This is a genomic window from Photorhabdus akhurstii (assembly GCF_019090985.1).
GTDB lineage: Bacteria > Pseudomonadota > Gammaproteobacteria > Enterobacterales > Enterobacteriaceae > Photorhabdus > Photorhabdus akhurstii.
Window position 1 is genome coordinate 327,514 of sequence record NZ_CP020335.1, and the last position, 13,215, is coordinate 340,728.

Annotated in this window: 8 protein-coding genes and 2 pseudogenes; 5 read left to right on the forward strand and 5 right to left on the reverse strand. The window is 37.9% G+C overall.

Annotated elements, in window-relative coordinates; translation table 11 throughout:
• Positions 1-101 precede the first annotated feature (101 nt).
• Entirely contained in the window at positions 102-272 is a 171-nt protein-coding gene (locus tag B0X70_RS01430; RefSeq protein ID WP_144408144.1) for a DUF2778 domain-containing protein, read from the forward strand.
• Complete coding sequence (locus tag B0X70_RS01435) at positions 236-709, forward strand: hypothetical protein (RefSeq protein WP_217470712.1); 474 nt, start codon at positions 236-238, stop codon at positions 707-709. Before B0X70_RS01430 ends, B0X70_RS01435 begins: the two co-directional genes overlap by 37 nt.
• A gap of 707 nt (positions 710-1,416) precedes the next feature.
• Here the strand turns inward: B0X70_RS01435 and B0X70_RS01440 are convergent.
• The 3 genes from B0X70_RS01440 to B0X70_RS01450 form a co-directional block, all read right to left on the reverse strand.
• Positions 1,417-5,859 (reverse strand): hemagglutinin repeat-containing protein, encoded by a 4,443-nt coding sequence (locus B0X70_RS01440; RefSeq protein WP_217470713.1) that lies wholly within the window; start codon positions 5,857-5,859, stop codon positions 1,417-1,419.
• Between the two features lie 65 nt (positions 5,860-5,924).
• Positions 5,925-7,592 (reverse strand): ShlB/FhaC/HecB family hemolysin secretion/activation protein, encoded by a 1,668-nt coding sequence (locus B0X70_RS01445; protein ID WP_217470714.1) that lies wholly within the window; start codon positions 7,590-7,592, stop codon positions 5,925-5,927.
• A 667-nt stretch (positions 7,593-8,259) separates the two neighbouring features.
• A complete protein-coding gene (locus B0X70_RS01450) occupies positions 8,260-8,850 on the reverse strand; it encodes an inclusion body family protein (protein WP_036783173.1) in 591 nt (196 codons plus the stop codon).
• Between the two features lie 510 nt (positions 8,851-9,360).
• Between B0X70_RS01450 and B0X70_RS01455 the strand changes: the two genes are divergently transcribed.
• The 3 genes and pseudogenes from B0X70_RS01455 to B0X70_RS01465 all read left to right on the forward strand — a co-directional run.
• The gene (locus B0X70_RS01455; RefSeq protein WP_217470715.1) at positions 9,361-10,089 is read left to right on the forward strand and encodes a LuxR family transcriptional regulator; all 729 of its coding nucleotides are present in this window, start codon (positions 9,361-9,363) and stop codon (positions 10,087-10,089) included.
• 448 nt (positions 10,090-10,537) lie between these two features.
• Positions 10,538-11,254: pseudogene (locus B0X70_RS01460) on the forward strand (PTS transporter subunit EIIC); the annotation flags it as partial.
• A gap of 11 nt (positions 11,255-11,265) precedes the next feature.
• Positions 11,266-11,757: pseudogene (locus B0X70_RS01465) on the forward strand (aminotransferase class I/II-fold pyridoxal phosphate-dependent enzyme); the annotation flags it as partial.
• Between the two features lie 808 nt (positions 11,758-12,565).
• Here B0X70_RS01465 and B0X70_RS01470 read toward each other — a convergent pair.
• Positions 12,566-12,760, reverse strand: a complete 195-nt coding sequence (locus B0X70_RS01470) for a DcrB/PsbP domain-containing protein (RefSeq protein ID WP_110086685.1) — start codon at positions 12,758-12,760, stop codon at positions 12,566-12,568.
• 57 nt (positions 12,761-12,817) lie between these two features.
• Positions 12,818-13,186: a hypothetical protein gene (locus B0X70_RS01475; RefSeq protein WP_217470717.1), complete on the reverse strand. Its 369-nt coding sequence runs from the start codon at positions 13,184-13,186 to the stop codon at positions 12,818-12,820.
• Between the last annotated feature and the right edge of the window lie 29 nt (positions 13,187-13,215).

Genomic DNA, 13,215 nt, shown 5'->3' on the forward strand with positions numbered 1-13,215 from the left:
GATTTTCTAGGCGATAGTCTTGGGTGAAATTTAATCTTTCATTTATTAATGTTGTAGATATAATATTAACCAATGAAACAATAACTTAGGAGGTAATTGGTATGGCCGTATACTTGGATAGCAGTAATAGTATGTGTGGCAGGGATGCTTTTAAAATTCATGGCGATAATAGGAAACATCCTGGAACAGGCTCTGACGGTTGTATTGTTCTTAATTTATCCATCAGGAAACAAATATGGGTCAGTGGCGATCACGATTTAACGGTCGAATAATATTACTGTCGGTAGCTATATTATCATTTTCAATATCTGCTATTGCCGCAGGACCTGATTGTTCAGATATAAACGGATGGGCAACTCAGCTTACTGCGAATAGTTTGAATGACTTTGGTATTGATAGAAATAATATCGATTTCGATAAAACGCAAACATCATTAATTCTTTCTGAGAGATTAAATAAAAGTGAAGTAGCTATTATTCTACAACGTGAAATAGCTAAGGCTGAAAGGGAAAAAGTACTGAATGATAAACATGAATTTGATGATATTTATTTATCTCAGCCGATTTATAGGCAAATGTATCATGTAACATTTACCAGCAAATCTAGGGATAAACTCAGTTTCATAACAACGACTTTAGCTTCAGATGATGAATGTTCTATCGGTATAGAAAATATTTATCAAATTTCAAAGGAAATAAAAGCATATTGATGCTTACTTTATTTAAAAGCCGCTTTCATTGTGGCGGCTTATTATCTAACAATTCAAAGTATAAAGCGTACTTGTATTGAGTTAATATCCCCTATTCATGCATAGTGAGTACTCTCTGATTAAACATTTTCATGATCAGATATATTGATATGCTGATAATCATCAGTGAAAACACTTTTAGTGAAAAATTATATCTAATAATACTAGATAAATATGAGATTGATATCCACATTAATATTGAAAAAATTATTAATATAATTGAAATTAATACCTTACGTGAAGTTTTTATCTTTTCGTTAGAGTAATTAATATCCTCTGGTTGATATCCATTTATCAATGTATTAAATTCTCTGCTCGTTTTAACAGACATACTTATTAACGTAGTGACTAGCATTATTGCCATAGCGTAATCCACATATATAAGTAATGGATTATTGAACTTAAATACGATCATAGAAATAACATATGCAGTAAATATATTTGAACAAATAGTTTCCTTCCTAAACATTCCCTTTATTCTAATCTGTGACTTATAGTAGTTCTTATGTTCTAAATTTTGCTTGTAAATTCTAAACATAATTATATTTCCAATTCATTTATTAATTTTTTGATATTATGAAAAAGCATTAATATTGTCAATTGTAACTATTGAAATAGAGAACAATAAAAAGATCCCTCATTTGAAGGATCTTTTATAAAAGAACAAATTAATCAGATTTACGATTAATTATTTCGCCGTTAGTGGTACTAGTTTCGGTTTCATTACTATAAGTTTTCACCAAAGGTATTTTGCCGGACAATACACCTTCCTGAACTGCCTTAACAATTCCGCTAACAGAATCAGGTAATGCAACATTGCCGCCTTTACTATTGTCATAGCCGGTAACAGATTGTTGCTCCACATTTTGGGTATTAAGAATGACATTACCTTTCTCGCTACCAATCTGTCCGCCAATTAGATGAGTATTTCCTTTTACATCTAAATTAACCCCTTGATTACCGGAAATAGCCGATTGTTCGCCGACATTTTCTCGATCTTTAATATCGACATTGCTTTTAAGTTTACCTGTAACTCCATTAATACCTTTAATATTATTAAGACTATCAAATGCAGAGGTTAATCTTTCCTGCCACCCTTTCGGTTGTGGCTCTTCGGCTGGGTTTTTAGCTGGATCATCTTTCAATACCTCATCTTTCGACACATCGTCTTTAGACGAATCATCCTTAGTTGCCTCGTCTTTAGGAATATCGTCACTTTTTACTTTGGATTCTTTGGTGTAATTAATGCCAGCATCAACACCGACATTTAACCCATGTTCAGTATCTTTACGGCTTTCAACTCGTAAATCACCACCAATATTGCCTTTTACCTGATCAGCCTCTATCCGTGCTCCGGCAACTGTCGTATCACCGCCGCTATTGATCACGACATTTTCACCTTTGATATGGCTATTACGTTGGGTTGTTGCTTGCAGGCGATCAATACCTGCTTTGACTTCCCCGCCGAAGTTCTGTTTTGTGGTCGTGGTGGTAGTGTCATCCTCAGCTTTCTTGATCGAATTTGCATTCCCCCCATTGCCTTTCAGGTTAAATTCCCAACCATCGTTGTTAATGCGATCCTGAGCAGATACCAGTTCAACATTACCTTGTTTAGCGTTCAGGTCGATTTGCTTACCGGTCACTTGAGCACCTTGCAACGTCAAGTTATTGCCTGCACTCAAAGTGATGCCTTGCTTACCGCCAATCTCACTGACCTGAGCGGTGGTACTATTCTTGCCATCGGTGTTGTAACCGCCGCCAAGACCGAGATGAACATTCTTGCCCTCTGGCGAATTCCCCCCTTTAGCAGAAGCTTCGCCGTTATAACCGGTCGCTGTTTTCGTTACGCTATTGGTGGCGTTATCAAAACGGATATCATCTTTAGCATCGATATTGGCTTTGCCGACGCCAGCATTCAGAGATGTGCCTTGATATTCGGCATCCCTTTCGACACGAATATTAATGTCATCCGCTGCGGTAATCCGGCTGGTTACTGCTTCGGTTGTCACAGTATGGCTGCTTTGTGTGCCGCCTTTGCCTTTACCATTACCAGAGATATCTTCACCGGTGGTGGTGTAAACACGTAAGTCAGCATTGCCGCGGGTTTCACTGTGGCTGCTTTGGTGGTGATTCTGTGCTGCTTCACTGTTATGGCTACCGGCAGTCAGTGTAACGTTACCCTTATCAGCACGATATTGAGTACCTTGGTCATACAGTTCGCCGTTGGTTTTAATGACGATATCGCTAGCCTGAACAGAAGTCACAACCGCTTCGGATTTTTTGTTCGCTGTTACGATGCTACTGCCGTTGGCGGCAATATCCGCGCCGAAATTAGGTGTGCCTTTTTTGGTTAAAGTGCCATCCAGTGCAGATTTAGCTGGTTCTTTAACCACTTTCTCCATTGGGCGAGTGACCGCGCTATAATCGACATTGATGCCAATATCTGTGCCAACCTGTAGTTTGTGGTTGGTATTTGATGTCGTATTCGATACGGCCAGATTGCTGACTTTGCCTGCCTCAGCGGTATAAGCGCCATTGACTTCATGCTTCGTCCCTTCCTGAACCAATTCACCGTTGGCTTTAATATTCAAATTACCTGCGATTTGAGAACCGGAAACAACGGCAGTCGTACTGGTATGATTATTGTTGTTACCTTCATAACTACCATGAATACCGGAACCGACTTTATCGATTCCTCCGGTAAGATAGGTACCAACGTACTTTTTACTCTGAGATTTCTCTTCGGATTTTTTATTATCCGCGGCTAACAAACGAACATTCGCACCGGTGATCTTAGCATCACCTGTAGTCGTCACCAGATTGGAACCACGCAGGGTGACATCTTTATCAGCATTGAGAATGATGCTACCTCCACTTAACGTGGAAGCTTGCTGTGTTATCGTCTGATTTTTTTGACTGTTACTGGTATGTTCAATACCTACTCCGGCACGATACTGTTTATCCCCCTTTGGTTGGAAATGGCTTTGTGGGTCCAGAGAAGTGCTTTGTTTATCAACCTGTTTCTGTTCGCCATAAGAGAGCACGTTGATATTACCGGATGTGCTCAGGTTAAGCGCGCCGCTACTTTTTACCTGGCTGCCAATAATATTGATATCTTCATCACTGAGTAATTTGAGATCCGCTTCAGAAACCAACTCGCTGCCATGAGATTTCTGTTGCTGGCTATTGGTTCTTTTTGAACTATTAGTGATGTTGAGTACGGTGCCTGTTCGCTCATCAACTTTCTGGTCGATATAACTGACCGCATTATCGATGGTTAATTTGCCACTATTAGCATTTACAAAAGCACCTTGGGTCGCTTTCACTTTGCTGCCGGTAATGGCAATACCCTCATAGCCTGACAGCAATAAACGCCCATTCGCCGTTAATTCAGATGCATGGCTGGTTTCTTTCAACTCACTATTGTCTTTATTCCCACCGCCGCCAATACCTCCCCAGTATCTTTTATCATCATATACAGCGCCGCTATTAGCCGTTTTCTGAACATCGATTTGCAGTTGTTTACCGGCTTCCAGAGTTAGATTTTGACCTGCGTGGACTTTCGCCCCAAAAATCTCGGCTTGATTTCCTGCTTTAATATCAAGATGACTACCTGCTTGTAATTCACTGGCAATCAAGCGCTCGGTCTGTTTACTCTCTTCCCAACTTCCAGTCTGCAATTTAGCCGTGTGATTTTTTTTATAGCCTTTTTCTGATGATGTTTCTATTTCAGTTAAACCGGCAATCTGTACATCTTTTTTCGCTGTAACGGCCAGCTTATCGTTGGCATTTATTTGGCTGCCACGGATCTTAACATCGCCTGCAACGGCATTTAAATTCACATTCTGCCGGGCGGTTATCGTATTCCCTGCCTGATGCAGTTTTTCACTTTCCTTAGTCACCTCATGTCGCCGGGAATAACTCCATTGGTTATCAATATTTTTAGTGGATTGCTTTAACTGCTGCCCATCTAAAGTCAGATTAGCACCACTCAGATTAACATCATCACCCACGATATCAGTGGCTGTAATTCGGTTATTACTGTTGGCGACCAATGAGATATTTTTGCCTTCAAGTTTAGTACGGGCAAGTGACTGGCTACTTTTACTATTATTGACATAAGAACCGCTGAAATAGCTTTGGTAATTATTGCTACCATCACGGCTATATGCTGATTCGCTGACTTTACCTTTTACTTCAATATTATTACCTGTGAGCGCAACATTTCCGCCTTGCAGGTGTGCCGCTTCTAAATTGAGATTACCGTGGGAATTAACCGTAATCTCATCACTGGCAGTGAGAGAACCTTGCAAATTAACTCCACTGCCTTTTGCCGTATTAAGTAGACGGATACGTCCGGCTTGCATACTGCCGAGATAATAGCTATCCAGCACATTGGTTAACTCTTGTTGAGAATCAATGATTTCCCCTGTGGCTGAGGTTTTATTTTCGCCACTGATTGCATTAATCTCTTTTTGAGCGGTGACTGAGCCTCGGTTATCAATTTTCGGTGCGATAAGATCAAGGATCGCATTGGCGATCAAACCATCCGATTTAATTTTCAGGCTGTTCTGATTATTAAATGTACTGAAACCTTGTAAATTACCTTGTTCTACCAATGGATTACCCACCACCAGAGAAGCGCGGTTAGTATTAATAAAGCCACATCCATTACAGGTAATGCCGTTTGGGTTTGCCAGTACATAATCTGCTGCGATACCAAATACCTCCTGCTGACCTAATAACAGGGAAGGGTTCCTGCTGATAACTTCATTCAGAATCAGACTAGCGGCTTGACCATTTAAATTAGGGTTAGCGGCGAGCTGACCCGCTAATTGTGATTGCCCCTCCTTCAACGCGTTATTTAGGACGACGCCCATCTGACCGACGTTGTAATCCAGATATTGGTTATGTGACAGCCCGGAAGAGGAGGGTGTCACGATATTCACAACCGTTGCTTTACCTTCGGCCGCGAAAATATCGGGATGGTATGCTGGATCGCCACCACCAACGATTTCACTGGCAAAACTGGTAGAACAAGAGACAAGAATGATTGCCATAGAAGCGGCGAGCTTGCCGGTAGGGGATAACCTGAATTTTTTGTTTTTCATACATTAAGTCTCTATATATTTAGTTATATTGCTGTGTGTACAGCGTTGGGTACTGCTTAAAACCATCAAAAGGTGTAAGAAAAACGGACTAGCACCTGAATGGGCTCATCAGATGCTTGGCGATTGGAAAGTAACTTTCCTCGGCTGGTTTCTATATCGAATACCATGCGCTGGTATTTCAGCGTGGCGCCGGAACTGATACCGGCGCTGCTTTGCCAACCTTGTGGACTGCGATATCCCTGAACCCGGCCGGTATCAATGCCGATACGCATTGATAATGTGCTGCTGGCGAGGGGAAATGTCCGGGACAGCGTATTTTGCAGATACCAGCCGTTATCCCCGGATAGCGTATTTTTGCTAAATCCCCGCACTGCATTCCGATCAGTGATATTTAGCCATTCGACGCCGGGCAGACCGCGCCGGTTGTATTGTCCATAAAACAGGTTATTGAGCTGATAAGGCGAGTTGAACAGCATAAAACGCTGATGCAGATTGACCATCAACTTGCCTTTGGTGAACTGTTTATCGAGATAAGAGGTGCCGGTTTGTGCTCCAAACCAAGGTAAACCCTGTTCAACACTCAGATTGAGCGTGATTAATCCGGTTGGAATGATATATAAATGATTAACGCCGAGCTCAAAGACACTCAATGTTTGGCTACTGACGCCAATCTTGGCATCGTTGATGTAATTATTGTAATTTTTGTAAGTCAGTTGCCCGCTGACACTATTAATCTGAGATTGATTACGATAGAAGGCAAAATCAGAGCGCATGCCGATTTGCTGAGTATCACCATAAATCTTTATGGTTCTCATTTGTAAATGGGGGCGGCTGGTATATTGGGAATAACTACCAAACCCACTGAATGTCGCGGCGCCATAGGGTACTGAATAAAGCAGAGTATAAGCACGGCTATACCGGTTTGATGGGCTATCTAACGTACTACTGGCATTCAGACTGATGAAATCGGATAAACCAAATGGACTGTCAAAACTGGCATTTGTGCGGACCAGCCATTTCCCGGTGCTCTTTTGCCCATAATTATCAGTTTTAATATTCAATAACCAAGGCTTACTACGCTGATTATGCAGTTTAATCACCGAGCCGCCATTCACCGTTCCCGGTAAAATATCCAGGGTGGTTTTATTGGACTGTAGCCGGTTAGCCTGATCTAAACCTTGATCGAGTTGTGTGATATTGAGCGGTTGTTTTTCCAGACCGGGAAATAACATACGACTATTCACCCAGCGATCACCGCCTTCAATTTTCTCAATAAACCCTTCGATAAGGTTTAGCCCTAACTCTCCATCGGCATTAGGCGCAATAAACTGAATACGGGCGGTGATATAGCCTTTACTGATATAAAGGTGAGTCAGTTCGTGGCTGAGCCGGTTGATATCATGACTGCTGATACACTCCGGGGACAAAGCGCTGAGCGTACTTAAATCCCGAACCGAGAGCAGAGAAATCCCTTTAAGGTAAACACCGGTTAACGGCAGACATTGCTTAGATTCCGGCAATACCGGCGCAGGAGTTGACTCAGGAGCGGTATTGGCCTGCTGCTTCAATTGCTGATATCGGCGTTGTTCTATCAGTTGGTTAATTTCCCTGGAACTATCTTGCAGCGTTCTTCTAGCCTCAGTCATTGGCAGATTATCATTTACCTCTGCCGGTGAAGCGATTATCTGAAAGGAAATACAACCCAATATTAAAATAGATATTCTTTTTATCATTCATTCACCGATAAGGATGATATTTTATTCCATAAAACATAAATATAGGGTGATAGCCCGATAGTAATGACATGCATATTGGCTAGTTTATTTGTTATTAAAGCACACTCCTGGTTATATCTTGCTCTGATTAACGAGTGGCGTTTCTTTTATATCTCGATTTTCTATTAGAAATTTCAATTAGTTGGTTATTCGGATAATAATGAGTTAATAAGAGCAATGATTTTATTGCTTATTAATGAATTAACTTAAGTGGAATAAGTAACAGGTGATGTTTTTTTAAATAATAGCGTGGGTTTTACTAGGAAGATTTTTAAAGGAAGGAAAGCTTAATCTAAGCAAGTAATAATAAGCTAAATTTTAATTCACTGTTACTTAGCTTGATAGACGATAATGTCAGATGTAATAGTTCCTATAAGTTATTTTAGCTAAAGAAATAGATAATAGAGAGAAAATCATTTGAATAGATAACAGAATAATTGTCGGAAGATTGTTAAATTCATGGAGAAGAATAGACTTACCTGGATGTTAGATGTTTTTCTCTATACGGTGGTGATATTATTATATAAATTAGTGTTTATTGCAGATATTTAAGTAAAGTGAAGAATAAAAATACTGGAAAACTATCTAAATAATTTTCCAGTAGAAAATGACAATATACAAATGATTAGTTATTAGTTACTTCAACATATGGATCATATCGATAATAGCCTAGGAGTTTTTTGCCATCATAAGCAGCAAAGAACCAGGTATATTGCTCTACACCTGGTCTATGAGCTATTGCTTGGAAATAACTGTCTTGAGATTCGACAAAAATTACCTTAGGTTCATCCTCATTTGCATTAACTCCTGAAGGGACCATTGGAACTTTTTTGCCTATAGGGTTCTGTGACCATATTTGTGATGGGACAGAGACGACATCTTGTCCTGTACTAAGCTTTTTGAATTTATACAGTATAATTGTATAGTCGAAATTATTGGATACAGTTGTCGCCCTCCACCTAATATTTGCATTAATAGGAACAGTTACACGAGCACCAGATGAACTCGCCACTTTTAGTCCAAACTCTGGAGTATAATTAGCTATATATACATGCTGACGGATAATTGTTGGCTCTTTAGGGTCCAGAGAACTTTTAAGATTATTAGTGCTAAGATATTCAATTATTGAATCAATATCAATAACAAAGGTCACATCAGCTGTAACAGCGTTCCTGGTTATAGCAATATCATCTTTACCCTGAATGATTTCACTCATTATAACACCTCTTTACATATTTAAACTATTTATTAGGAATTGAAAGATTATTTTGTTTACTAATTATTATTCTAATAACTTTCTTTTTATATAATTAACTATTAAAGTTGAAACAGCTACTGGTATAAATCATAGTTTATACGGGAAAATTACTCATATATTTATTAGGTATTACTTCATATGATTCAATACTTTAATTAATTTATTGTTGTAAAGAACAAAACATAATTTTTTAGAGTAAAATATTAAATAATTACTTATGTTGACTTGAAAATGGTTTAATATTCTTCATATGGCTATAATATGTTTATATATATTATTTTTCATGATTATTAAACTTTCAATCCTATTGATATAATTTCTCTTGTTTACGAATAATACATAGGGGCTTATCAGATTCTGCCTCTGTATAACAGTAAAGAATTATTTTCTCTATTAAGTTTAAATTCTGCTACTATAATAAATATTAGGATTCACTATCAATATTCTTAATTTTCAAGAGGACATTGAATGAATATTTATCGACCATATACCTTACCTTATAATTTTCATAAATTAGACGTAGATCCCCATTTTGTGGCTGAAATTTGTGAACTTATTGACAAAATTTCGGGGTTTAGTTTGTTCTCCCTTTTATTAAAGGCACGTTTTCCTATATCTAACCGAGAAGTGTATTTCTTTAATAATTATCATGAATCTTGGAGGGCCCTTTATATAGAAAAAAAGTATTGGATGATTGATCCCGTTCTAAATTTCCGACCAGTGCCGCCTTCTTTTTCAAAAATATGGGATTTGGATTTCTTTTCCAAATCTAATGGACAAGAACTTTGGTATGTGAATCAGAAATATGGGTTTCGCTCTGGGATCACCTTTGGTCTTCCTGCATTTTCAGGAACTTATGGAATATTTTCTGTTGCGGGAAAAGAGGGGCCTATTGATAACGAGACAATGTATAAATGTAGTGGAGAAATTTTAGGAGTATATATTAGGATAATAAGATACTTAACATCACACACAAAGTATTTACAATCGTTCTATATCGATAATACCTCATTTTCACATAGAGAATTAGAGGTATTAAGGTATACCGCAGATGGGATGACATCAATTGAAATTGCATCAACCATTTGTGTCACTAAAAGTACAGTTGATTTTCACCTAATGAATATCGTCAAAAAACTGGATTGTAAGAATAAATTCCAGGCAATAGCTAAAGCTGCATTACTTGGCTATATATAACTAATATCAATTTGTAATTATCAGATGATTATATTTTTTATCTTATAAATTAACTCAATGATTAATCCTATTGTTCAAATGGATTATTAGGAGAATTTGAACAAAAACTGATTTTTTACCTTCGTATCTTTATTGGTGCCATTGTAAATAGGATTTGGAGATATTTTCCTGACAAGATGACAATGATATCTATTCAAAATATAAAATCAGGCTCAACCAAACTCACTTTTCCTTTGGCAGAATTTTAATATTACGGTTCTGCCTATTCTTTACTTAATATATGAACGACTTAAAGGATAATAATGATTTTTTGAGCAGCTTTTATGTGATCCTAGCAAACTAATAATCCTTCTTAAAATATTTATCAATAGTAAACCATTTCACCAGATAATCCGTAGTGCTATTGATTAAATAATTCCTAATAATATCCGCTGGAGTCATTATGCTCATTATGTTCGCGATTGCTATCCGGCTAGGTATGGCACGCGAAAATAAAGGTGTGGCAGCTTTTACCGGCTTCGTAGGTTTTACAGTATTTCATCTGGGGATAAACTTTTATTTAACAACCACAGGTATCCTGCTAACGACAGATCCCACGATATTGAAAATCAATAACATCCAAAATATTCTTGGTATTCAATCCATTGATACTGGTATTTTGGGGGCAGTTATAGTCGGCATTATTGTTTATCTACTTCATGAGCGTTGTAATACCATCTGATTGCCCGACGCATTGGCCTTTTTTGGCGGAGTACGTTTTGTTCCTATCATAACGACATTAATTTTAATACCTGTTGTTGTGGTGATTTGGTTTGTTACCTATTACATTATTTTCCGATTTGCTATCATCCGATTTAATATCAAAACACCAGAACGCGAAATTGACAATAATCACAAAGTGAATAGACCTCCAGCGGTTACGAATAAATCGGATTATGATATTCCGGCAATGCTTGCTGCTTTAGGGGGTAAAGATAATATCGTTTCACTGGATAATTGCATTACTCGTCTACGTTTATCTATTAAAAACATATCCTTGGTTGATAATGAACAATTGAAGAACTTACGGATACTGGGGATTATTTACCTCAATCAACATAACTTACAAATCGTTATCGGGCCGCAAGTACAATCAGTAAAAGATGAACTTAATGCATTAATTTAAGGAAGAAAACAATGTTTGACTTTGACACCTCGGTTAATCGCCGTGGTACTTGGTGTACCCAATGGGACTATGTTGGAGATCGTTTTGGTGCTGATGATCTCCTTCCTTTTACCATCTCTGATATGGATTTTGCTACTGCTCCCTGTGTGATTCAGGCGTTACAGAACCGTCTGAATCATGGCGTATTTGGTTACAGTCGTTGGCAGCATGGAGAATTTCTTGGTGCTATTCGTCATTGGTACCAGCAACGTTTTAATTGTGAAATTAATACAAATTGGGCGGCTTATGGTCATTCTGTGATTTACATGGTGTCGCAACTAATCCGTATTTGGTCTAAACCTGGTGAAAATATCGTTGTTCACACTCCTGCTTATGATGGTTTTTATAAAGTTATTCATGGGAATAAGCGGCGGTTGCTTCCTTGCTCACTTGAGAAACAAGGCAATAACTGGGTGTGCGATATGAATCAACTTGAAACTTTGCTATCGCAACCAGAAACCAAGAGATAAAATTATAAAACCAGATCGGATTTTAGATAATATAGTCATTAGGTATGTTTTGATAAAATATTAATTAAATAATGGGAAGATAATTTCATTAAATAGCAAGACAAAGAGTTTAATGTATTAATGTTATTTTAATGTAATCTATTGTTATTAAGGTGTTAAATTGTGTGAAATCATTTTATGAATGAATGCCAATATTTAAAAATAATTTAATTAACGGTCTGGTAAATTATTTTATATAATCATCTTTCAATCATGAATTATTTCTATAACAATAATCTTATTTAGAATAAAATGATTATAGGTTCTGCTCTATCCTATATTGCTAACAGGGGAAATGTAATAGTTTATTTGTTAGTGCAGTTACCATCATGAAATTTGTTTATTTGTATGTTTCAGTTCGAATAAATATATTTCTATGGTTATTCGACATTTAAGAGGAATTTATCTAACTTACGTTGAAGCACTATTATTAGAGAAGCTGGCTAAATGTCTGAACTGGGATTAAGGATGTTTTCAGGAATTTCCAGTCTTCGCCTCGGTAGGTTAATAAATGGCCAAGGCGCGTTCTAAAGCAGAAGCGGCGGTAAATAAAGCCGTGAAAACAGAATGTTATTTGTAGTGGTCCACTAATTTAGGATACATTATTAGCCTTCTTTACAGAATTCCTCTTTCTCTACCGGGGTAGCGCCATCATTAAAGCGGTAAGGACGGCACTGATTGTAATAACCCATCAGCCATTGGCCGATATCTCATCCGGATAGCCTCTTCTCTCCGTTTTCCTGGGCGATAAGCTGCCAGTTTTTCAGCTGCTGACTGAGTGAAGTGATTTCGCGTTCGGCAAACTGGGGGAAGTCGAAGCCCAGGGCAGGGTGAAGCTGCTGCCGTTGTGGTCATCGGGGCTGGTGAACACCAGCATACTGACATCCCGCCAGTCGTGGGGCACGTTGATGGTGCCGGCGTTAAAGTGAAAAGGGATGCACGTCTTTTTCTGAGTCATAGTCTTTTCCTGCTAAAAAATGAGATAGAAAAAAGCAATTTATTTAATATGAAATCATTATTGGGAGTGCCATTTTCCGACTTCTGATAAAAGCAACTTATTCCCTTGAGTGATTTCTAATATCCCGTCGAGATATATTGTATATGTCGTACCACGATTCATGAATTCATAACCATATAAGTTACAGGTTCCTGTCTGACAGTTTTTATTTAATGTTTTCCCTTTAAGCGTCAGCGTGGCGTTATCTTTTTTTCTGACTCCAGCATACATCACGTTATCACAGGTGACTTCACCTTCGGGACAAAGAACATGAATAGTGATAATAAATTTCTTTGTTTCCAATGATGAAGTATAAGACGAAAACGATGTATAAGAATGTGAAATGGAAATAATCCCAATAAGAATAGAAAACATTTTTTTTACCATTTTTCATAGACTCCATTATTAAATATTTT